Raw genomic sequence first — 20,626 nt, 5'->3', positions numbered from 1 at the left:
CGGTGCGGGTGTCGTCTTTGTCGCGGGGCGCGGACACCGAATCGAGGACTTTCTTGAGCTTGGCACCGGTGACCGTGTTGAGGAACCCGCTCACGTGCCAACCGTCGGGGACGGCGTCGACACAGAAGTCTTCGCGATCCATGCCGCGTTCCCACGCGGCGTCGAGGTCTTCGGGGTGGATCTTGTCCTTCAAATGCTTGACCGCTTCGAACAGTTCGCTCGGTTCGTGATCCTTGGCGACCTGGACGAAGACGTCCTCGAACTGGCGCATCGGTTCCAGACCCACGTGGGTGAGCCCGTAGGCGAACACCCGCACGTGCGCGGCACTGATCTCGCCATTCAACGCAGCGTCTGCCAGCAGTGGCAGGTCACGCAGTGCGTGGACGTTCTTGACCAGGGTGGTGGCCTGTCCGGCGTTCATCCGCAGCTGGGTGCGCACCCACCCGTTCAGGGTGGATACGCCATCAAGCTCAAAATCCTTGGACTCATCGAGCTTGGCCAACAACACAGCTTTCCGAGCATCGATGGCGTCTTGGGCGGCTTGTAAGGCGAGGAGTTGTGCCCGAACGTCACCCGACACCATTGCCTGCGCGGCGGTGCGCATCGCGTCGATCGTCATCGCCGAATCCATGCCTCAAATCTACTAGAACGGGTGTTCGATGACCAGTGGAAAACCCTGTGAATTCAACGAAAAACAAGTATTCTTGTCCACAAGGCAAGCCGCCGGACCAGCCTGTCCACAAACCAAGCCCGCGCCCTTGTATGTGCGCCTTTCAACCCAGCCGACCACGCAACGAAAGGCGCCGGCGCGACGGGCGCGCGACGAGAGGGCAGGCGAACCTTTCGCGCTACGTCGCCAGGGCTCCGCCCTCACATTCGGCCGCGGGCAGCCTCATGGGCGAACTGTGCAGTTTGGTTGGCGAGCCACGAGAGTTAACGCGAGAGACACACGAGGTCGGGCGTGTCTTTCCCTGAATCGACTGCCGACGGGATTACGTTCAAAGAGTGTTGACGCTCGCCCCTGAGCACGTCCTTCCCGCCGAGTAGAGCCGGCGCAGGGTGCGCGCGGGTTCGTTGAGGAGTCAGTTGTGGCTGCCAAGAAGAGCACGAGCCCGGAGCGCCGCACGTACGTGCTGGACACCAGTGTCCTGCTTGCGGATCCCAATGCGGTCAACCGCTTCCATGAGCACGAGGTGGTCATACCCGTCGTGGTGATCACTGAGCTCGAGGGCAAGCGGCACGATCCGGAGCTCGGCTACTTCGCGCGCAGCGCACTGCGATTCCTCGACGACCTCCGGGTGCAGCACGGCACGCTCGACAAGCCGCTGCCGATCGGCGACGAGGGCGGCACGATCCGCGTCGAGCTCAACCACACCGACCCGTCGTCGCTCCCGTCCGGCTTCCGCCTCGGCGACAACGACACCCGCATCCTCTCGGTCGCCAAGAACCTCGCCGACGAGGGCAGCATCGTCACGATCGTCTCCAAGGACCTGCCGATGCGCGTCAAGGCATCGGCGGTCGGCCTGGTCGCCGAGGAATACCGCGCCGAGCTGGCGCTGGAGTCCGGCTGGACCGGGATGCACGAGATCGAGGTCGATAGCGCCGACCTTGACGAGCTGTACGAAGCAGGCTTCCTCGACCTCCCCGAGGCACGCGAGCTGCCCTGCCACACGGGTCTCGTGCTGGTTTCCGACAAGGGCAGCGGGCTGGGACGCATGACCGCCGACAAGCAGGTCCAGCTCGTACGAGGTGACCGCGACGCCTTCGGCATCCACGGCCGCTCTGCCGAGCAGCGGGTCGCCCTCGACCTCCTGCTCGACCCGGAGATCGGGATCGTGTCCCTCGGCGGACGCGCCGGCACCGGCAAGTCGGCGATGGCGCTGTGCGCCGGGCTCGAGGCGACGATGGAGCGCGGCCAGCACAAGAAGGTCGTGATCTTCCGTCCGCTGTACGCCGTGGGTGGCCAGGAGCTCGGCTACCTCCCGGGCAGCGAGTCCGAGAAGATGGGCCCCTGGGGACAGGCCGTGTTCGACACCCTCGGAGCCGTCGCGTCGCCGGCCGTCATCGAGGAGATCCTCGACCGCGGCATGCTCGAGGTCCTGCCGCTGACCCATATCCGTGGACGCTCGCTGCACGACTCCTTCGTCATCGTCGACGAGGCCCAGTCGCTCGAGCGCAACGTCCTGCTGACGGTGCTCTCGCGCATCGGCGCCAACTCCAAGGTGGTCCTCACGCATGACGTCGCCCAGCGCGACAACCTGCGGGTCGGCCGCCATGACGGAGTTGTCGCGGTGGTCGAGAAGCTCAAGGGGCACCCACTCTTCGCCCACGTCACGTTGACACGTTCGGAGCGTTCGCCGGTCGCCGCGCTGGTCACCGAGATGCTCGAGGATGTCACCCTGTAGCGACACGGTCGGACTCGCGGTCCACGGGTTGGGAGACCTTCCTCTCCCGTGGCTCATCCGGGCGTTCGTCGAGAAGCTCGGGAACGCTGCCCTTTCCTGTGGCAGAGTGACCGCGTGAGCGTTCGAGGGAGACGAATCGCGGCCATGGGCCTCGCCCTCGCCACGCTCGCGGCGTGCGGGAGCGAGCCGCCTCCTGCGTCGACGGTGACGCTCAACTGGTACGTCGGCCCCGACCGGGTCGACGCCGACGCGCTCGCGAAGTCCTGCGGCACGGCCGACTACCGGATCGCGGTCAACCAGCTGCCCACCGACGTCGACGACCGACACCAGGAGCTCGTACGCCGGCTGGCTGCCAAGGACTCCTCGATCGACCTGCTGAGCCTCGACTCGGCCTTCACCGCCGAGTTCGCCGAGGCCCAGTTCCTGGCGCCCGTGCCCGATGACCTCGCACCGGCCTACAGCAAGGACATCGTCCCCGCGGCACTCGACGCCGCGACCTACGAGGGCTCGCTCGTCGTGGCCCCGTGGTGGTTTGACCCGCAGCTGCTCTGGTTCCGGGGCAAGACCGCCGAGCGCGCCGGTATCGACACGACCAAGGCGCCGAGCTGGGATGACCTGATCGCCGGCGCCCAGCGACTCGAGGTCACGGTTCAGATCGACGACCCCGACGGCTCGGGTCTCTCGGAATGGGTCAACGCCCTGGTGGCCGGGAGCGACGGTCAGCTCGTCGCCGGTCCAGGACGTGGTGCGAAGGTCGGGCTGGACACCGACGCGGGGCGTGCGGCCGCAGGTGTCGTCGAGTACTACAACGAGGCCAAGGTCGGTCCCGGACCGTCGCGTGACGCGCTCAAGAACTTCGCCGGACCCACCGGCGGCTTCCTCCTGGGGCCCAGCTCGGTGATCTCCGACCCCGCACTCGCGTCGGTCGCCGCCGATCTCGGGTGGGCGCCCTACCCCACGGTCGGCTCGTCCAGCGTCGCCCCGCTCTCCGGGGTCGGTCTCGCGGTGCCGTTGTACGCGCCGCACTCCGACCTGTCCTACCAGGCGATCACCTGCCTGACGGCCGAGCCGGTCATGCTGGCTCTCATGAGCAGTGCGGGTCACAGCTCGAGCCGCCTGACGACGTACGACGACCCGACCCTCGGCACGACCTATCCGATGGCGGCCGTGGCCAAGGCCGCCGTGACGACCGGCGAGGCAGTGCCGAGGACGCCCTACTGGAACCTCGTGCGTACCGCGATCGACGAGTCGTGGCAGCCGTTGGCCACGGTCACGGTCGACGACACCCCGAAGGACTCCCAGCGCATCGTCACCGCCCGTCTGCGGGGTGAGCTGCCGTGAAGCGACGCCTGAAGGGGTGGATGTGGCTGGCGCCGGCCGTCATCGTGCTGCTGGCGATCACCGGCTGGCCCATCGGCCGTGCGATATGGCTGTCGCTGTCGTCCTACTCCCTGACGACTCCGGAGTCGCGTACGTTCATCGGCCTCGACAACTATGCCGACGTGCTGACCAACCGCACCTGGTGGCTGGCGATCGCCACGAGCTTGGTGATCGTGGTCGCGCTCGTGTCGGTGCAGCTGGTGCTGGGCTTCGCGTTCGCCCTCGCGCTGCGCCGGATGACCCTGCTGTGGCCGGTCACCCGCATCATCGTGCTGCTGCCGCTCGCCCTGATGGCGGTCGTGTCAGCCGTGATGTGGCGGGACGCGGCGACGACGGGGTTCATCGCCGACTGGTTCAGGCTCGACGACGTGGGACAGCTCGACCAGCTCGCCGCGGTCAGCGTCGGTGAGGTCTGGCGGGGCACCGGCATCGTCGCCGTCATCCTGCTCGCCGGGCTCACCCAGGTGTCGAGTCGCCTGTATGCCGCGGCGATCGCCGACGGTGCCACCGGGTGGCAGCGCCTGCGCCGGGTCATCCTGCCGGTCATGGGTCCGGCCCTGGCGATCGCGGCGACCTTTCGCGCGCTCGAGGCGTTCCGCGCCGTCGAGGGCCCGCTGCTCGTCGACCAGCCCGGTGCCCGCGTGCGTACGGCACCTCAGCTCGTCTGGGACACCACGTTCTCGTCATTCGAGCTGGGCCTCGGCGCCGCCATGTCGATCGTCCTCCTCGTGGTCGCCGGCCTGCTCGGTGTCCTCCTCGTCCAGCTGTTCCGGGTGAGGAGGGTCGTATGAGTGAGCGAACGATGAGCAACGTTGCGCTGGTGCCGTCCGTACGGTCCCGGCTCTGGGCCTCCGGTATCTCCTTCGTGCTGGGATTCGCGGTGGCCAACTACGGCATCCTGATGATCTCGAAGCCCGACCAGTGGGTGTGGCTCGGCGTGGCGATCCTCCTGATGCTGACGGGAGCTGCCGGCATCCTGTTCGCCGACACCAACAAGTCGGTGTCGTTCTGGGCGGTGCTGGGTATCGAGGTCTTCCTGGTGTTCACGCTGCTGCCGCTGCTGTGGACGTTCACGGTCGCCACGACCCCGTCCGAGCTCACGGCGACGTCGTTGTGGCCCGACGAGGTCACCTGGTCGGCGTTCAGCGACGTGCTCGGTTCCGACGAGCTGCGCCGGGCCGCACTGACGTCGGCTCTGGTCTCCGGTGTGGCGACATTGGTGTCGGTCCCGCTCGCGATCGGCGCCTCGTACGCACTGGTCCGCGTCAAGACGCGCGGTCGCAGGGTCGTGTACGCCCTCGTGATCGCGGCGCTGCTGATGCCACTCGTCGCGCTCACCGGGCCGATCGCCGACCAGGTCATCGCGTTCGACCGGTACGGCTCCCGGTGGGCGCTGGTCCCGGCGGCCCTGCTGATCACGTTGCCGTTGTCTATCTGGCTGCTCGTCACGGTGTTCAAGCGGGCACCGTGGTCGCTGGGAGACGCGGTGCGCGCCGACGGTGCGACGCGACGCCAGTGGCTCGTACGGTTCGTCGTCCCGGCGTTCGCCCCGGGCATCCTGGTCGTCACGCTCCTCGTGTTCGTCGTCGGCTGCCAGGACTACGTGCTCGGTGCTGCGCTGTCGACGACGGATGCGCCGCTGCCGGCATCGTTGCTGATGGCTCGCGGCGATCTCGAGTCGTCGTCCGCGACGATCGCCGCCGTGGGACTGCTGTGGGCGATCGTCCCGGCGATGCTGCTCCTCGTGGCGCCGCGCAGGATCCATCAACTTCTGGGAAGGTCATACCGATGACGTCGATCGAGCTCCGCAACCTGACCGTCGCCGGCCCCGGTGACCGTCCGCTGCTCGACGACATCAGCCTCACGGTTCCGTCGGGCTCGACCCTCGCGGTCGTCGGCCCGTCGGGTGCTGGCAAGAGCCTGCTGCTGCGGGTGCTGATCGGCCTCGACGAGCAGACTGCCGGCGAGATCCTCATCGACGACGTCGACGTCACGAAGGCCAACCCGCGCGCCCGCGATCTCTCCATGACGTTCCAGGACTATGCACTTCACCCGCAGCTCGACGCGTTCGACAACGTGGCGTTCTCCTCGACGCTGCGTCGCGCCAAGTCGACCAAGCGGTTCAAGCGGTTCCGGCGCGGCTCGCTCGACAAGATCGCCCTCACCGAACGGGTCAACTCCGTCAGCGAGTTCCTCGCGCTCACGGACCTGCTCGAGCTCAAGCCGGCCGAGCTCGACGACGCACAACGCCAGCGCGTCGCCCTCGGTCGCGCCCTCGTGCGTGACGCCGCGGCCTACCTGTTCGACGACCCGTTCTCGGAGCAGGCCCCGCGTGTACGCCCGCACGTCCGGTCCGTGACGTCGCAGTGGCAGACCGAGGAGGGGCGTACGTCGATCTTCACGACCTCCGACATCGCCGAGGCGCTGACACTTGCTGACCGCGTCGCGGTGCTGCACCAGGGGTTCGTGCACCAGGTCGGCACGCCGCGGGAGCTGTACGAGTCGCCCAAGGACATGTTCGTCGCCGGGTTCCTCGGCTCACCGCCCATGAACCTCGTGCCCGCGCACCCCCGCGGGCAGCAGCTCGTCATGCCGCTGGCCACGATGTACATGGACGACACGCTCGAGCGGCGCATCGGTGACCGCGACCTGGTCGTCGTCGGTATCCGCCCCGAGGACTGCCAGGAGTCGACGAGCCCGCTCGCCACGACCGTCACCGACAAGGTCGAGTTCACGACCCGCATCGACGACGTCGAGTGGCAGGGAGCCACGCAGCTCGCCTACCTCGGCTACGACATCGACCCGTCCGTCGAGGCGCGGCTCGGGGAGGTGGAGGACCTGCTCGACTTCGACCTGTTCCAGTCGTTCCTCGTCGCGCAGCTCGCCTCGGCCAGCACGCTGCGACCCGGTATGTCGATCCGGGTGGTCATCCCGCGGTCCAAGGTGCACGTCTTCGATCCGGAGACGGGCGAGAACCTGACACTGCCCCAAGCCTGAGCATGGGTCGCCGCAGCTGGGGTCCCGCGGGTCTGCTGGGCATCCTGTTCGGCGCGGCGTACGTCGTGATCTCCCTCGTGCGGTTCGAGCGGTTCGCCCTGTCGTCGTGGGACAACGCGATCTTCGAGCAGGCCGTACGCGGGTACGCCCATCTCGGCGCGCCGACGATCGACGTGCGCGGTGCCGGCTTCAACCAGCTCGGTGATCACTTTTCGCCGATCCTGGTCCTGATCGCGCCGTTCTACCGCGTCGTCCCCTCCGCGCAGACGATTCTCGTGGCACAGGCGGTGCTGCTGGCGATGTCCGTCGTGATCATCACGGCGTTGGCGATCCGGCACCTCGGCTCGGCCATCGGCATCGCGATCGGCCTCGCATACGGGGCCTCGTTCGGGCTCCTCTCGGCGGTCGAGGTCGACTTCCACGAGGTCGCCTTCGCCGCGCCACTGCTGGTTCTCGCCGGTGCCGCGTACGTCGAACGCCGCTTCGACGCCGTCGTCCTCTGGGCGCTGCCGTTGATGCTCGTCAAGGAGGAGTTCGGCCTGACCGTCGCGGTGATCGGCGGCGTGCTGTGGCTCGCGGGGGAGCACCGTCGCGGCCTGCTGCTCGGCGCCGCCGGGCTGGTGTCGGCGGCGTTCATCATCTTCGTGCTGATGCCCGCGATCGCGCCCGACGGCTCCTACACTCACGCCAGCTCGCTGGGCGGCGAACGCGGTGTCGGCCCGACCTTGGTCGACCAGCTCGACCGCAAGACGGCGACGGTGGCGCTCACGGTCGGCATCACGGGTCTCGCTGCGCTGCTCTCGCCGTGGATCCTGCTGGTGCTGCCGACCTTCGCCTGGCGGTTCGCCGGTGACAACCAGTTCTACTGGGGCACCGAGTGGCACTACTCGCTGGCGCTCATGCCGATCGTGTTCGTCGCGATGATCGACGCCATGAACCGGCGTCCGCAGCTGCGCTGGGCGACGATCCCGGCGCTCGTCGTCACGGGATTCATGCTGGTCAGCTCGCCCCTGGTCGCCCTGTTCGACCCCGACACGTACGCCGAGTCGCCCCGCGCGGAGGATGCCCGCGAGGTGCTGTCGTTGATCCCGAAGGGCTCGACCGTCGAGACCGACATCGGACTGATGACGCACCTGACGACCGACAACACGGTCTACTGGCTCGGCACGCCGGGCAACCCGCCGCCTGAGTACGTGCTGCTCGACGTGGAGTCCGGCGTCGGCTCACCCGCCGACGCGGTGACGTACGCCGAGGACCGCTACGGCGGGACGTACAAGCTCCTCTTCGGTGCAGGTGGCTACCTGCTCGCTCATCGGCTCTAGACCGGAGTCGCGAGGGGTGTGAGGACGTCGTCGGCGAAGCGCCTCATGCCGTCGATCTTGTGCTCGAGGCTGCGGTCGAGGCCGTGGTAGTAGGCCCACGGCATGGTCCACACGTCGGTGACGCCGGCCTCCTCGGCGGCCGCGAACTGCTCGGGGAGGATCGCATCCGTGAGTGCCGTGATGATCCGGAACTCGCCGTCGCGTCCCAGCTCGTCGCGGATCTCGGCCAGGCGGCGGGCGTGCCTGCCGGCTTCCTCGGTCGTGTAGAGGTCGCCGACCCAGCCGTCGTGGCGGGCAGCGCGACGCATCCCGACCTCGGAGAGCCCGCCGACGTAGATGGGGATCCGTGCAGTCGGCGTCGGCTCCATCACCAGTCGCGGCGTCGGGTAGAACGTGCCGTCGAACGAGGTCCATCCCGGCGACCACAGCTCGGCGAGCAGGTCGAGGGCTTCGTCGGTGCGCTTGCCCCGGGTGCCGAAGTCCTGGCCCATCAGCTCGAACTCCTCGCGGCACCAGCCGACCCCCACGCCGAGTGCCACCCGGTTGCCGGACAGTGCCGCGGCCGTGCCGACCGCCTTCGCGACCTGGTAGGGGCTGCGCAGCGCCGCGACGTACACCGAGGTGTAGAAGTGGATCCTGGTGGTGACCGCTGCCATCGCCCCGGCCAGCACCCACGGGTCCGGCCAGTCGGCCGTGTGGTCCCAGCGTCTCGCTCCGTCCGGCGTGTACGGGTAGGGCGTCGCGAGCGTCTCCAGGTTGACCACGTGGTCGGGGATCGTCAGGGCGTCATATCCGCACTCGTCGGCGACCCTGGCGATGGCCAGGAGCTCTCCGACGGGCAGGAAGGCGGTCGAGATGGAGAAGCGCATGCCTCGACACTAGAACGTGTTCTCGTTTCGTGCACTGACTCTAGAGCTGCAGGTGCATGACGTGGAGTCCCACGAGGCCGTGCAGGCGGTGGTCGAACGCCTCGGGCACCGTGCCGATGATCCGGAAGCCGAGGTCCTGCCACAGCTTCACCGCCGAGCCGTTGGTCTCCACGACGGCGTTGAACTGGATCGCCCGGTAGCCCTCCTCGCGCGCCCACTCGATGACGTGCTCGCCGAGACGGCGCCCCACGCCCTTGCCCCGCGCAGCGGGATCGACCATGAAGCTGGCCGTCGCGACGTGTGACCCGCGGGCCGGGCGATTGGGGCCCATCTTGGCCGACCCCAGCACCCGGTCGCCCTCGGTCGCGACGACCGCGTGACCCGGAGCCGGCTCCAGCCAGAGCGACCTGGCGGTGTCGATCGTCAGGTCGTCGGGGTACGCATACGTCTGGCCGTCCTTGACGATGGCGTCGAAGAACGGCCAGATCTGCGGCCAGTCGGCGTCGGTCGCAGCACGGACGATCACGGCAGGATCAGGGGTGCGTCATGGACATGACGTCGAGCGCCTTGTCCAGGTCGGCCTCACTGATGTCGCCGCGCTCCACGAAGCCCATCTCGATGACGACCTGGCGGATCGTCTTCTTGTCCTTGACCGACTGCTTGGCAACCTTGGCGGCGTTCTCGTAGCCGATGAAGCGGTTGAGCGGGGTGACGACGGACGGCGACGACTCGGCGAGCTCGAGGCAGCGCTCCTCGTTGGCCGTGATGCCGTCGATGCAGCGGTCGGCGAGCACCGTGGAGGCGTTGCCGAGCAGGCGCATCGACTCGAGCAGGTTGCGGCCAATGACCGGGAGCATGACGTTGAGCTCGAACGCACCCGAGGCGCCGGCGGTGGCGATCGTGGCGTCATTGCCGATGACCTGGGCGCACACCATGAGGGTGGCCTCGGGCAGCACCGGGTTGACCTTGCCGGGCATGATGCTCGACCCGGGCTGCAGGTCGGGGAGGTTGATCTCGCCGAGGCCGGTGCGCGGGCCGGAGCCCATCCAGCGGAGGTCGTTGCAGATCTTGGTCAGGCTGACGGCGATCGTCCGGAGCTGGCCCGACATCTCGACGAGCCCGTCGCGGGCGCCCTGCGCCTCGAAGTGGTCGACCGCCTCGGTGACGGGGAGGCCGCTGCCCTCGGCCAGCAGCTGGATCACCCGCTGCGGGAAGCCGACCGGGGTGTTGATGCCGGTGCCGACCGCGGTGCCGCCGAGGGGGACCTCGGCCGTACGGGGGAGCGATGCCTCGATGCGCTCGATGCCGCGACGGATCTGCATCGCATAGCCGGCGAACTCCTGGCCCAGCGTGACCGGGGTGGCATCCATCAGGTGGGTGCGACCGGACTTCACGACCTGCGAGAACTCCTTGGCCTTGCGCTCCAGCGACTGCGCCAGGTGGTCGAGTGCCGGGATCAGCTCGTTCGACGCCGACGCCGTGGCGGCGACGTGGATCGAGGTCGGGAACACGTCGTTGGACGACTGCGAGGCGTTGACGTGGTCGTTGGGGTGCACCGGCTTGCCGAGCTTGGCCGTGGCGAGGTTGGCGAGCACCTCGTTGGTGTTCATGTTGCTCGACGTGCCCGAACCGGTCTGGAAGACGTCGATGGGGAACTGGGCGTCGTGCTGACCCGTGGCGACTTCGTCGGCGGCGGACACGATCGCGTCGGCCATGTCCTGCTCGAGGATCCCGAGCTCGGCGTTGGCCTTGGCGCAGGCGGCCTTGATCTGGGCGAGAGCGCGGATCTGCGCCGACTCGATGGGGGTGCCGGAGATCGGGAAGTTCTCGATGGCGCGCTGGGTCTGGGCGCTCCACAAGGCGTCCTTGGGCACCTTGACCTCGCCCATGGTGTCGTGCTCGATGCGCCATTCGGTGTTCGTGTCGGTCATGTCTCCGACGATATCGCTGCGGTGCGGTGCGGCTTCAGGTGGCCGGGTCCCACCAGATGCTGCCTAGAACGCCGAGACCGAGACCGGTGCCCGCTGCGGCCGGCTGAGCGCGCGAATGATCGCGGGTGTGCCGTGTCGCCGGCGGGCCACACCGGTGAGCAGCCTGATGACCTGCTCGACCACGGCATCGGGGAACTCCGGCGGGGCGAGTCCCACGCTCGCCGCGAGGTCGTCGGAGTGCACGACGACCTCCATCGACCGGGTCACGAGGAAGTCGTTGGTGGTCAGCGCCCACCGCTGCCACGGGATGTAGACGGAGTCGGGCGTACGCGGCGCGGCCAGCACTTCGGGAAGGTGCGCGAGTGCACGCGCGGCCTGGGCCAGCACGGTCGCGTGACCGTCTGCGGCGGACTCGTCTGCTTCGACGCGGATCGACCTGTTGGCCTCGTCGTCCGGGCCGGCGGTCACCCAGTCGGCGCGCGCGTAGTGGTCGAGCAGCAGGATGGGCGGCTCGGTGGTCGGCGGGGTGTCGAGGGCGCTCACGACGCGACCCGCCTGAGCCAGGAGATGGTGAGTCAGCCCACCGACCGTCATGCCGACGCAGGTGCTCTCCTTGTCCCAGGCCCTCGCGACCTCGCTGCTGCTGGCAAGGGAGAACGCGGCGTGGCAGGCAGCGACGAAAGCACTGCGATCCAACGGTTCCATGACCTGCAGGGTATTACGTGTCAGGTGACGTACAACGCGACCTCGCTCGCCTTGACCGACAGGAACACCGCGGTGCCGGGCATCAGGCCGAGCTCGGCGACGGCGCTGACCGTGACATCGGCGCTCAGCTCGGTGGTGCGGACCCGCACCTGCGCGCCGATCGGCTCGAGCTCGGTGACGGTGGTCTCGAAGACGTTGCGGGGGCTGCCGGCGGGGCGTTCGAGGTAGACGCCGACGGCGCTCGGGCTGAACACCGCGACGGCGGCTTGCCCGTCGGGGACCGGGTCGGACGACATGCCCTCGACGACCGAACCCGACGGCGTACGTACGGCACCGTGCTCGGCCACACCGCTCAGCAGGTTGAGACCCGCGATGCTGGCACCGAACTGGCTGCGTGGTCTCGCGAGCACCTCGCGCGTGGGTCCGTGCTCGACGATGCGGCCGCGATCCATCACGATCACCCGGTCGGCCAGGAGCGCGGCGTCCAGCACGTCGTGCGTCACGATGAGCGCCGTGCGGTCGGCCAGCACCCGCTTGAGCACGTGTCGCATGGCGGGGACGACCGTGATGTCGAGCGCTGCCATCGGCTCGTCGAGCAGCAGAAGGTGCGGCTCGGCGGCGAGCGCGCGGGCGACGCCGACGCGCTGCGCCTGGCCGCCCGAGAGCTGGGACGGCTTGCGACTCGCGAGATCCGTGGCGCCGACCTCGTCGAGCCAGCGTGCTGCGGCGGCGCGCGACTGCGTGCGGCCGCGGCCCGCGCTGCGGGGTCCGAACGCGACGTTGTCGAGCACCGTGAGATGGGGGAAGAGCAGGGCGTCCTGGGCCAGCAGCGCGGTGCCACGCGAGTGAGCAGGCGTCCAGACCCGGTCGTCGAACAGCACCTCACCGTCGAGTGTCGCCCGTCCGCGGTCGGGCCGCAGGATCCCGGCGATCGCCGCGAGGACGCTCGACTTGCCGGCACCGTTGGGCCCGATGATCGCGACGGTCTCCCCGTCGGCGACGTCGAGCTCGACGACGGTGTCGCGGCCGGTGATGGTGGCTTCGAGGTGCAGGCTCACAGGGCGTTGCTCCTCGTGCCGCGGACGAGTCCGATGACCAGCACGGCGACGACGACGAGCACCAGCGACAGTGCCACTGCGGCGTCGGGGTCGACCTCGCGCTGGAGGTAGATCTCGAGCGGCAGCGTGCGCGTCACGCCCTCGAGGCTTCCGGCGAACGTGATCGTTGCGCCGAACTCGCCGAGCGCACGCGCGAACGACAGCACGGCACCGGCGGCCAGGCCCGGCAGCACCAGCGGCAGCGTGACACGGCGCAGGATCGTGGTCGGCCTGGCGCCGAGCGTCGCGGCGACGACCTCGTACCGTTCACCGGTCGTGCGCAGCGTGCCCTCGAGGCTGACCACCATGAACGGCAGCGCGACGAACGTCTGCGCGATCACGACGGCGGTCGTCGAGAAGGCGATCTGCAGGCCCAGCACGTCGATCGTCTCGCCGAGCAGGCCGCGTCGGCCGAACGTGTAGAGCAGGGCGATGCCACCCACCACGGGAGGCAGGACCAGCGGCAGCAGGACGAGAGAGCGCAACAACGTCTGCCCGCGAAACGACGTACGGGCCAGCACCAGCGCCATCGGCACACCGAGCAGCACGCAGAGCAACGTACTGACGGCGGACGTACGCAGGCTCAGCCAGAGGGCCGCCTGCGACGAGTCCGAGCTGATGAGCGAGAAGAAGTCCGCCCAGTCGACCCGGGTCGCCATCGCCACGAGCGGGAGCACGATGAACGCCGCTCCGACGGCTGCCGGCACGAGGACCCAACGCGGCAGCCCTGACGGCATCGGCGGCACGTCAGGGCTTTTCGAAGCCGGCGTCGGCAAGGATGTCGCGTCCCTCGGGGCTCGTCACGTACTCGATGAATGCCTTGGCGTCCTCGATGTTCCTGCTGCGGCCGAGTGCGGCAATGGGGAACGTGATGACGGCCTTGGACGACTCGGGGAACTCGACTCCCTCGACCTTGGAGCCCGCGGCACGGACGTCGGGCACGAACACGAGCCCGGCATCGGCGTCCCCGGACATGACCTTGCGCAGGACGTCGGTGACGGACTTCTCCTCGCTGGACGGGTTGATCGTGATGCGTTCGGCGCGGGCGACATCGTGGGCTGCGACGCCGCACGGCACCTCGGCGGCGCAGATGACCACGTTGAGACCCGGGTTGGTGAGGTCGGCGAGCGAAGAGATGCCCGCGGGGTTGTCGCGCGGCGTCACGATCTCGAGAGCCGTCTTGGCGATCGCGGCCGGGTTGCCCGTGATGAGCCCGTCCTCGGCGACCTTGGCCATGGTCTGGAGGTCGCCCGACGCCAGCACGTCACCGGGCGCATCGCGCTTGATCTGGGAGACGAGCTCGGTCGAGCCCGCGAACGTGAACTTCACGGTGACGCCGGCGTTCTCCTTCTCGTACTTCTTGCCGATCGCGGTGAACGGTTCCTTGAGAGAGTCATCGGCGAACACCGTGATCGTGACGTGCCCCGGGACGTCCTTGCTGCCGGCCGGGGCGCCGCAGGAGGCCAGGACGGTCAGACCGAGGGCCGCCGCTGCGGCTCTGAGAATTCGCATCTCGAGTCAACCTTCCAGGCTCTCCACGATCACGTTGGTCGACTTGACGATGGCCACGGCCACCGAGCCGGGCTCCAGCCCGAGCTCCTCCACTGCCTCACTGCTCATCAGGGAGACAACCCGGAACGGACCGCACTGCAACTCCACCTGGGCCATGACGGTATCGGTTTTCACCGCGGTGACGAGACCGATCAGCCGATTGCGCGCCGAGGTCGACGCTCCTGAGTCCGGCATCGCCTTGGCCTGGTTGCGCGCGAACTCCGCGAGATCGCGCCCATCGATCGCCATCCGCCCGGAGGTGTCAGCCGTCGATCGCAGGGCTTTGGCGCTGACCCAGCGACGAACGGTGTCGTCGCTGACGCCCAGGAGCCTGGCGGCGTCGGCTATCCGTATTTGCGGCACCCTGATGACTCTAGAGGAGTATCTCAGGCGCTGCGGAGGGAAATCAGCGCGGGACGGCGCGCTGAGTGGTGTGCTCGATGGCGTCGATGAACGTGGAGTAGAGCTCCGGCGGCAGGTCGTGACCCATGCCGGGGATCTCGATGTGCTCGGCGCCGGGGATCGCCGCGGCGGTCGCCTTGCCGCCCGAACGGTGCACCAGTGGGTCCTTGAGGCCGTGGATCACCGTGACCGGGAGGGTGAGGCTGCGCAGGTCCTTGGTACGGTCGGCGGCGCCGAGCACGGCCAGCATGTGGCGTACGGTGCCACTCGCCGACCAGCCGCGGTCGTAGGTCTCACCAGCCCGGGCGCGGGTGGCCTCCTCGGCGGCGGGGTAGTCGGGCGAGCCGATCACGGCCGCAGCCTTCAGGGAGCGTTCGATGTAGGAGTCGCGGGTGTTGCCGGCCGACGCCATCAGCGCCGGTATGACCTTGGGGTTCTGCCAGCCGACCGTACGCCTGCCCGTCGTCGACATGATCGAGGTCATCGAGAGCACGCGCTCGGGATGGGAGATGCAGATCGTCTGGGCGATCATGCCGCCCATCGATACGCCGACGATGTTGACCGCGTCGAGCTCGAGGTGGTCGAGCAGGCCGAGCGCGTCCTCGGCGAAGTCGTCCAGCCCGTACGGCGGGGCGCTTCGGCCGAGGTAGGCCTTGTAGACCGACGACTTCGTCACCGGGTGGTTGTCCATCGTGGTGGAGCGTCCGGTGTCGCGGTTGTCGTAGCGGATGACGAAGAAGCCCCGCTCGGCCAGCTGCGAGCAGAACTCGACCGACCACCAGTTCATCGGACCGCCCATGCCCATGATCAGCAGTATCGGCGGGTCGCCGGCTTCGCCGAACGTCTCGTAGCAGATGTCGATGCCCGAGGGCAGCGACGCGAAGAGCTCCCCCGATGACGTCATGCTTGCCACGTGCTCAGTGCTCGTAGTCGATCGACGAGTAGGCCTGGAGCTTCTCCAGGCTGTGCTCGCTGGTGATCTTGCGGATCGTGCCACTGCGGGAGCGCATCACGATCGACTCGGTGTAGGCCTTGCCGGCGCCGTAGCGCACGCCGTGCATCAGCTCGCCGTCCGTGATGCCGGTGGCGACGAAGAAGCAGTCGTCAGCGGTGACGAGGTCGTTGGTGTGCAGGACGCGGTCGAGGTCGTGACCGGCGTCGATCGCGCGCTGACGCTCGTCGTCGTCGATCGGCCACAGCTTGCCCTGGATCGTGCCGCCGAGCGCCTTGATGGCACACGCCGTGATGATGCCCTCGGGGGTGCCGCCGACACCGATCAGCAGGTCTACCCCCGTGTCGGGACGCGCGGCCGTGATGCCGCCGGCGACGTCGCCGTCGATGATGAACTTGATCCGGGCTCCGGCCGCGCGGATCTCGTCGACGATGCCCTGGTGGCGGGGGCGGTCGAGGACGCAGACCGTGACGTCGCTGTTGGAGATGCCCTTGGCCTTGGCGACGAGCGCGATGTTCTCGGCCACGGGGAGGCGGATGTCGACGACGTCGGCCGCCTCGGGACCCGCGATGAGCTTCTCCATGTAGAACACGGCCGACGGGTCGTACATCGAGCCACGGGGTGCCACTGCCATGACGGACACGGCGTTCGGCAGGCTCTTGGCGGTCAGCGTGGTGCCGTCGATCGGGTCGACTGCCACATCGGTCTCGGCGCCGGTGCCGTCGCCGACGTGCTCGCCGTTGAACAGCATCGGGGCCTCGTCCTTCTCGCCCTCGCCGATCACGACGATGCCGTTCATCGGCACGGTGTTGATGAGCTTGCGCATCGCGTTGACCGCGACACCGTCGGCACCGTTCTTGTCGCCGCGTCCGACCCAGCGGCCGGCGGCCATCGCGCCGGCCTCGGTCACGCGTACGAGGTCAAGGGCCAGGTTGCGGTCGGGAGCTTGGGAGCTGGGCTGGAGGCGGTCCACGGCCGCATCTTACCGGTACGCCGTCGGGCCCCGGGCCGCCAGAACGTAGGGTGACAGCGCTGAAACACTGTGTCGATCGGATGGGAGGCAGCGATGAGCTCGACCGGATCGTCGCGAGGCAATCCCTCGATGGGCGACGTGCTGCGCTCCGTCGTCGTGCTCGGCGCCCTGGTCCTCGGGCTCTGGGGGTTCGGCCAGCTGTTCACGAACACGCCGGAGACGACGATCAAGCCGATCGACTACGCGTCGACGGTCAAGAGCGCCCGACCGGCAGCCCAGTTCGAGCTGCTCGCCCCGACGACACTGCCGAAGGGATGGGTCGCCACCTCCGCTCGCTTCACCCCTGAGACGTGGCACCTCGGCGTGGTGACCGACGACGAGGAGTACATCGGCCTCGAGCAGCAGAAGGTCGACGCCAAGGTGCTCGTCGCGGCCTATGCCAAGGGGAGCAAAACTGCTGGGACTGCGTCGATCGGCGGCACGTCGTGGGACGTCCGCACGGGCCCCGACGGCGACGTCACGTTCGTACGCAGCGAGGCCGGGCTGACGACGCTCGTGACCGGTGAGGCGTCACGTGCCGAGGTCGAGGCCTACGTCTCGTCGCTCTCGGCGTCCTGATCAGGTGCGCCTGCGGCAGCCGCGAGGCGTGACCGCGCACCGTCGAGCCACTGCTGGCAGATCGCGGCGAGCTCCTCGCCGCGCTCCCACAGCGCCAGCGACTCGTCGAGGCTGGTGCCACCGACCTCGAGCCTCTGCACGACGGAGATGAGCTCGTCACGCGCCTGCTCGTAGGGGATCTCGGGTGTCTCAGCCATGGGCGTCTTCCTTGCGTGTGGTGTCGGTGGCGCGTACGCCGATGTTGCCGTCAGCGAGTCGCACCGTGAGCTCGACGTCGGGGGAGACCTGGTCGACCGAGCGCACCACCGTGCCGTCGGACAGCTGCGCCACGGCATAGCCACGCTCGAGCGTCGCCAGCGGTGACAGTGCGCGTACGCGGGCCAGGTGGTGGCCGATCTCGTCGCTCGAGCGGTCGAGTCTGTGCGAGATCGAGCGCCGAGCGCGGTCGCGCACGTCGTGGATGATGTTTTGCTGCATGTCGACCAGCGTGACCGGGTTGGCCATCACGGGACGGGTGCGGATCGCGGCGAGGCCGCGGCTCTCGCGTTCGAGCATCGCGCGGATCGCGTGGTTGGCGCGCTCGCGCATCGAGGCGACTCCTGCGAGCTCCTCGCGGACGTCGGGCACGAGGCGCTTGGCGGCGTCGGTCGGCGTCGAGGCACGTACGTCGGCGACCAGGTCGAGCAGCGGGGTGTCGGGCTCGTGGCCGATCGCGCTCATCACCGGCGTGGCGACGGCATGCACGGCGCGGATGAGCCCCTCGTCGGAGAACGGCAGGAGGTCCTCGATCGAGCCGCCGCCGCGGGCGATGACGATGACGTCGACCGAGTCGTCCTGAGCCAGCCGTTGCAGCGACCCGATGACGTCTGCTGCCGAGCTGCTGCCCTGCATGAGCGCGTGGCGGACCACGAAGCGTACGTCTGGCCAGCGCAGCCGGGCGTTCTCGAGGATGTCGCGCTCGGCCGCGGATGCCTTGCCGGTGATCAGCCCGATGCCCCTGGGGAGCAGCGGGAGCGGCTTCTTGAAGCGCGGGTCGAACAGGCCTTCGGCGGCGAGCAGCTGCTTGCGCCGCTCGAGCTGGGCCAGCAGCTCACCCTCGCCCTGCGGGCGGATCTCGCGCAGCTCCAGCGACAGCGAGCCGCGCGGGGAGTAGAACGCTGGTTTGGCGTTGACGATGACGCGAGCGCCCTCCGTGATGGGGGTCGGTGACGCGTCGAGGATCAGCGAGCTGCAGGTCGCGTCGATCGAGAGCTTGGCCGTGAGGTCGCGCAGCGTCAGGAAGCACACGCCCTGGCGACGGGTCAGCTGGGCGATCTCGGCCTCGACCCACACGGCGCCGAGCCTGCCGATGTAGCCCTCGATCAGCTGCGAGATCTGCCGTAGCGGTGCGGGTTTGTCCGCCGACGTCTCGAGTGCCATACGGGACACCCTAGGGGTGACGAACGACAGCGCGGCCCCTCATCGAGGGATGAGGGGCCGCGCTGTGGATGATGCGTGGATCACGGGCGGCGTACGACGTAGCCCGAGCTCCAGATCTTGTGCTTGCCGACGCGGGTGCCCGACTTCTGGGCCTCCCACATCTTGCCGCCGCCGGCGTAGATCGCCGAGTGGTAGGCGCGACCGTTCTTCATGAAGATCAGGATGTCGCCGGGCTTCTTCTTGCCCTTGGCGATGTGCTTGCCCTTGAGCTGGGCCCCGGACGTACGGCCGATCTTCTTGCCCGACTTCTTGTAGACGTACTGGACGAGTCCAGAGCAGTCGAAGGAGTTCGGGCCGTTGGCGCCGTAGCGGTAGGGATCGCCCTTCTGCTTGGCGGCCCACGAGATGACCTTCTGAGCACGTGTCTGCTTCGGAGCCGGCTTGGGTGCGGGCTTCGGGGCGGGCGTGACCGTCGGCGTCGGGCTCGGCGCCGGGGTCGGGGCGGGCGCCGGGCTCGGCGCCGGGGTGAGGATCGCCGTCAAGAGGTTCGACGGGGCTGCCTCGTCGGCGGAGACCGGTGCGGCCAGACCGACGAAGGCGATGGACGATGCCAGCAGAGCGCAGGCAAGGGTACGTGTCATGTTGCGCATGTGATTTCCTCAAGCACGCTTGCGAAAGATGACCTGTCGGGTTCAGGCGCGAGGTTTGCCTGTCGGTGTCCGATTCACCCCAAGGCTCCGGATGGAGCCGCACTGCCGGGTCTTCCGCGCCCATCACGGGTTGGATTTCTGCGGTCCTGATGGGCCTCAGCGTGGCCGCAGGCTGACCCCGGTGGGGGTCAACATCTGCTCGACTTTACCGGCATGACGGCAGATTTTCGGCATCGAGCCGGCCTCTGGGGGCGTGACTTGCGTCGCACAAATCCGCCTGTGAGGTGTCACCTAGGATGGAGTCATGACTGAAGTCTCGCTCGGTATGCCGTCCGTCGGCGGCAGCGTGCTGCTCGCCGACCCACGTGGCTACTGCGCGGGCGTCGACCGCGCCGTGATCACGGTCGAGAAGGCTCTCGACCTCTACGGTGCGCCGGTCTACGTACGCAAGCAGATCGTGCACAACAAGCACGTCGTCAACAACCTCTCGGAGCGTGGCGCGATCTTCGTCGAGGAGCTCGACGAGGTGCCCGAGGGTGCCACGGTCGTGTTCTCGGCCCACGGTGTCTCGCCGATGGTCCACGCCGAGGCCGCCGAGCGCAGCCTCAAGACGATCGACGCGACCTGCCCGCTGGTGACCAAGGTCCACCACGAGGCGCGTCGCTTCGCCCACGAGGGCTACAGCATCCTGCTGATCGGGCACGAGGGTCACGAAGAGGTCGAGGGCACGGCCGGTGAGGCGCCCGACCACATCACGCTGGTCCAGACTCCCGACGACGTCGACTCGCTGGAGTTCCCCGAGGGCACACGCCTGTCGTGGCTGTCCCAGACGACGCTGAGCGTCGACGAGACGATGGAGACAGTACGCCGGCTTCGTGAGAAGTTCCCGCAGCTTGAGGACCCGCCCAGCGACGACATCTGTTACGCCACCCAGAACCGTCAGGTCGCGGTCAAGGAGATCGCCAAGAACGCCGATCTCGTGATCGTGGTCGGCTCGGCCAACTCCTCCAACTCCGTGCGCCTCGTCGAGGTCGCCCTGGAGGCCGGGGCCAAGGCGTCCTACCGCATCGACGACATCTCCGAGATCGACGAGCGCTGGCTCGACGGCGTCGAGAACGTCGGCGTCACGTCAGGAGCGTCGGTGCCCGACGACCTGGTGCAGGAGGTGCTCGGCTATCTGGCGGAGCGCGGCCACCCGGGAGCCGAAGCCGTACGCACGGCCGACGAGAGCCTGATCTTCGCCCTGCCCCCCGAGCTCCGCAAAGACATGAAGACCGCCGGAGTCAGCTACAAGTAACGCTCGCCGAATTCACGGCGACATGACGGCCGAGCGAAGCGAGGCAAGGGTGGTCTGC

At 68.5% G+C, this 20,626-nt stretch carries 22 protein-coding genes and 1 riboswitch; of the genes, 8 read left to right on the top strand and 14 right to left on the bottom strand.

Going from position 1 to position 20,626, the window contains the following annotated elements; translation table 11 throughout:
- On the bottom strand, nucleotides 1-631 hold a 631-nt coding region (locus ABD683_RS03565), incomplete at its 3' end, for a DUF222 domain-containing protein (RefSeq protein WP_344767364.1).
- A 457-nt stretch (nucleotides 632-1,088) separates the two neighbouring features.
- Here ABD683_RS03565 and phoH2 point away from each other — a divergent pair.
- From phoH2 to ABD683_RS03535, 6 genes are all read left to right on the top strand, one after another.
- Nucleotides 1,089-2,405, top strand: coding sequence for an RNA 5'-3' helicase PhoH2 (phoH2, locus tag ABD683_RS03560; protein ID WP_344767362.1), 1,317 nt, complete (start codon nucleotides 1,089-1,091; stop codon nucleotides 2,403-2,405).
- 114 nt (nucleotides 2,406-2,519) lie between these two features.
- On the top strand, nucleotides 2,520-3,746 hold the full coding sequence (locus ABD683_RS03555; RefSeq protein WP_344767360.1) for an extracellular solute-binding protein: 1,227 nt from the start codon (nucleotides 2,520-2,522) through the stop codon (nucleotides 3,744-3,746).
- Nucleotides 3,743-4,576, top strand: coding sequence for a carbohydrate ABC transporter permease (locus tag ABD683_RS03550; protein WP_344767358.1), 834 nt, complete (start codon nucleotides 3,743-3,745; stop codon nucleotides 4,574-4,576). The genes ABD683_RS03555 and ABD683_RS03550 overlap by 4 nt, the downstream gene beginning before the upstream one ends.
- Nucleotides 4,573-5,577, top strand: coding sequence for a carbohydrate ABC transporter permease (locus ABD683_RS03545; RefSeq protein WP_344767356.1), 1,005 nt, complete (start codon nucleotides 4,573-4,575; stop codon nucleotides 5,575-5,577). Before ABD683_RS03550 ends, ABD683_RS03545 begins: the two co-directional genes overlap by 4 nt.
- Nucleotides 5,574-6,782: an ABC transporter ATP-binding protein gene (locus ABD683_RS03540; RefSeq protein ID WP_344767355.1), complete on the top strand. Its 1,209-nt coding sequence runs from the start codon at nucleotides 5,574-5,576 to the stop codon at nucleotides 6,780-6,782. Before ABD683_RS03545 ends, ABD683_RS03540 begins: the two co-directional genes overlap by 4 nt.
- A 2-nt stretch (nucleotides 6,783-6,784) precedes the next feature.
- Nucleotides 6,785-8,104, top strand: a complete 1,320-nt coding sequence (locus ABD683_RS03535) for a DUF2079 domain-containing protein (protein WP_344767354.1) — start codon at nucleotides 6,785-6,787, stop codon at nucleotides 8,102-8,104.
- Here ABD683_RS03535 and ABD683_RS03530 read toward each other — a convergent pair.
- The 10 genes from ABD683_RS03530 to glpX all read right to left on the bottom strand — a co-directional run bounded on the left by ABD683_RS03530 (nucleotide 8,101) and on the right by glpX (nucleotide 16,584).
- Nucleotides 8,101-8,973: a TIGR03619 family F420-dependent LLM class oxidoreductase gene (locus ABD683_RS03530; RefSeq protein ID WP_344767353.1), complete on the bottom strand. Its 873-nt coding sequence runs from the start codon at nucleotides 8,971-8,973 to the stop codon at nucleotides 8,101-8,103. The two genes, ABD683_RS03535 and ABD683_RS03530, sit on opposite strands and share 4 nt — an antisense overlap.
- A 40-nt stretch (nucleotides 8,974-9,013) precedes the next feature.
- The gene (locus ABD683_RS03525; protein WP_344767351.1) at nucleotides 9,014-9,499 is read right to left on the bottom strand and encodes a GNAT family N-acetyltransferase; all 486 of its coding nucleotides are present in this window, start codon (nucleotides 9,497-9,499) and stop codon (nucleotides 9,014-9,016) included.
- A gap of 7 nt (nucleotides 9,500-9,506) precedes the next feature.
- On the bottom strand, nucleotides 9,507-10,904 hold the full coding sequence (locus tag ABD683_RS03520) for a class II fumarate hydratase (RefSeq protein ID WP_344767349.1): 1,398 nt from the start codon (nucleotides 10,902-10,904) through the stop codon (nucleotides 9,507-9,509).
- A 63-nt stretch (nucleotides 10,905-10,967) separates the two neighbouring features.
- Nucleotides 10,968-11,609, bottom strand: coding sequence for a maleylpyruvate isomerase N-terminal domain-containing protein (locus ABD683_RS03515; RefSeq protein ID WP_344767347.1), 642 nt, complete (start codon nucleotides 11,607-11,609; stop codon nucleotides 10,968-10,970).
- Nucleotides 11,610-11,629: 20 nt separating this feature from the next.
- Entirely contained in the window at nucleotides 11,630-12,667 is a 1,038-nt protein-coding gene (locus tag ABD683_RS03510) for a sulfate/molybdate ABC transporter ATP-binding protein (RefSeq protein ID WP_344767345.1), read from the bottom strand.
- Nucleotides 12,664-13,443 (bottom strand): ABC transporter permease, encoded by a 780-nt coding sequence (locus ABD683_RS03505; RefSeq protein WP_344767343.1) that lies wholly within the window; start codon nucleotides 13,441-13,443, stop codon nucleotides 12,664-12,666. Before ABD683_RS03505 ends, ABD683_RS03510 begins: the two co-directional genes overlap by 4 nt.
- 10 nt (nucleotides 13,444-13,453) lie before the next feature.
- Nucleotides 13,454-14,218, bottom strand: coding sequence for a molybdate ABC transporter substrate-binding protein (gene modA, locus ABD683_RS03500; RefSeq protein WP_344767341.1), 765 nt, complete (start codon nucleotides 14,216-14,218; stop codon nucleotides 13,454-13,456).
- A 6-nt stretch (nucleotides 14,219-14,224) separates the two neighbouring features.
- Nucleotides 14,225-14,620: a TOBE domain-containing protein gene (locus ABD683_RS03495; RefSeq protein ID WP_344767339.1), complete on the bottom strand. Its 396-nt coding sequence runs from the start codon at nucleotides 14,618-14,620 to the stop codon at nucleotides 14,225-14,227.
- 43 nt (nucleotides 14,621-14,663) lie between these two features.
- A complete protein-coding gene (locus tag ABD683_RS03490) occupies nucleotides 14,664-15,563 on the bottom strand; it encodes an alpha/beta fold hydrolase (RefSeq protein WP_344767337.1) in 900 nt (299 codons plus the stop codon).
- 13 nt (nucleotides 15,564-15,576) lie between these two features.
- The gene (gene glpX, locus ABD683_RS03485; RefSeq protein WP_344767335.1) at nucleotides 15,577-16,584 is read right to left on the bottom strand and encodes a class II fructose-bisphosphatase; all 1,008 of its coding nucleotides are present in this window, start codon (nucleotides 16,582-16,584) and stop codon (nucleotides 15,577-15,579) included.
- A gap of 93 nt (nucleotides 16,585-16,677) precedes the next feature.
- On the opposite strand from glpX, the gene ABD683_RS03480 reads away from it, so the two are divergent.
- Nucleotides 16,678-17,202 carry a DUF4245 domain-containing protein gene (locus ABD683_RS03480; protein WP_344767333.1) on the top strand — a complete coding sequence of 175 codons (525 nt, stop codon included), beginning with the start codon at nucleotides 16,678-16,680 and terminating at the stop codon, nucleotides 17,200-17,202.
- Here the strand turns inward: ABD683_RS03480 and ABD683_RS03475 are convergent.
- From ABD683_RS03475 to ABD683_RS03465, 3 genes are all read right to left on the bottom strand, one after another.
- On the bottom strand, nucleotides 17,175-17,399 hold the full coding sequence (locus ABD683_RS03475; RefSeq protein WP_344767331.1) for an exodeoxyribonuclease VII small subunit: 225 nt from the start codon (nucleotides 17,397-17,399) through the stop codon (nucleotides 17,175-17,177). The two genes, ABD683_RS03480 and ABD683_RS03475, sit on opposite strands and share 28 nt — an antisense overlap.
- Complete coding sequence (gene xseA / locus ABD683_RS03470) at nucleotides 17,392-18,621, bottom strand: exodeoxyribonuclease VII large subunit (RefSeq protein WP_344767330.1); 1,230 nt, start codon at nucleotides 18,619-18,621, stop codon at nucleotides 17,392-17,394. Before xseA ends, ABD683_RS03475 begins: the two co-directional genes overlap by 8 nt.
- Before the next feature lie 80 nt (nucleotides 18,622-18,701).
- Nucleotides 18,702-19,271 carry a C40 family peptidase gene (locus tag ABD683_RS03465; RefSeq protein ID WP_344767328.1) on the bottom strand — a complete coding sequence of 190 codons (570 nt, stop codon included), beginning with the start codon at nucleotides 19,269-19,271 and terminating at the stop codon, nucleotides 18,702-18,704.
- A gap of 1 nt (nucleotide 19,272) precedes the next feature.
- Nucleotides 19,273-19,424: riboswitch (cyclic di-AMP (ydaO/yuaA leader) on the bottom strand.
- Nucleotides 19,425-19,575: 151 nt separating this feature from the next.
- Here ABD683_RS03465 and ABD683_RS03460 point away from each other — a divergent pair.
- Nucleotides 19,576-20,568, top strand: a complete 993-nt coding sequence (locus ABD683_RS03460) for a 4-hydroxy-3-methylbut-2-enyl diphosphate reductase (protein WP_344767326.1) — start codon at nucleotides 19,576-19,578, stop codon at nucleotides 20,566-20,568.
- Nucleotides 20,569-20,626: the final 58 nt, after the last annotated feature.

The organism is Aeromicrobium panaciterrae (genome assembly GCF_039537165.1).
Classification (GTDB): domain Bacteria; phylum Actinomycetota; class Actinomycetes; order Propionibacteriales; family Nocardioidaceae; genus Aeromicrobium; species Aeromicrobium panaciterrae.
The sequence above is the reverse complement of the archived record's forward strand: the minus strand, read 5'-3'. Positions and strand labels throughout refer to the sequence as shown.

Bases quoted from the DNA above. Each gene is read 5' to 3' on its own strand.
- ABD683_RS03545 (WP_344767356.1), top strand. From the start codon at position 4,573: ATGAGTGAGCGAACGATGAGCAACGTTGCGCTGGTGCCGTCCGTACGG.
- ABD683_RS03540 (WP_344767355.1), top strand. From the start codon at position 5,574: ATGACGTCGATCGAGCTCCGCAACCTGACCGTCGCCGGCCCCGGTGAC.
- ABD683_RS03535 (WP_344767354.1), top strand. From the start codon at position 6,785: ATGGGTCGCCGCAGCTGGGGTCCCGCGGGTCTGCTGGGCATCCTGTTC.
- ABD683_RS03530 (WP_344767353.1), bottom strand. From the start codon at position 8,973: ATGCGCTTCTCCATCTCGACCGCCTTCCTGCCCGTCGGAGAGCTCCTG.
- ABD683_RS03520 (WP_344767349.1), bottom strand. From the start codon at position 10,904: ATGACCGACACGAACACCGAATGGCGCATCGAGCACGACACCATGGGC.
- ABD683_RS03515 (WP_344767347.1), bottom strand. From the start codon at position 11,609: ATGGAACCGTTGGATCGCAGTGCTTTCGTCGCTGCCTGCCACGCCGCG.
- ABD683_RS03505 (WP_344767343.1), bottom strand. From the start codon at position 13,443: ATGCCGTCAGGGCTGCCGCGTTGGGTCCTCGTGCCGGCAGCCGTCGGA.
- modA (WP_344767341.1), bottom strand. From the start codon at position 14,218: ATGCGAATTCTCAGAGCCGCAGCGGCGGCCCTCGGTCTGACCGTCCTG.
- ABD683_RS03490 (WP_344767337.1), bottom strand. From the start codon at position 15,563: ATGACGTCATCGGGGGAGCTCTTCGCGTCGCTGCCCTCGGGCATCGAC.
- ABD683_RS03480 (WP_344767333.1), top strand. From the start codon at position 16,678: ATGAGCTCGACCGGATCGTCGCGAGGCAATCCCTCGATGGGCGACGTG.
- ABD683_RS03475 (WP_344767331.1), bottom strand. From the start codon at position 17,399: ATGGCTGAGACACCCGAGATCCCCTACGAGCAGGCGCGTGACGAGCTC.
- xseA (WP_344767330.1), bottom strand. From the start codon at position 18,621: ATGGCACTCGAGACGTCGGCGGACAAACCCGCACCGCTACGGCAGATC.
- ABD683_RS03465 (WP_344767328.1), bottom strand. From the start codon at position 19,271: ATGCGCAACATGACACGTACCCTTGCCTGCGCTCTGCTGGCATCGTCC.
- ABD683_RS03460 (WP_344767326.1), top strand. From the start codon at position 19,576: ATGACTGAAGTCTCGCTCGGTATGCCGTCCGTCGGCGGCAGCGTGCTG.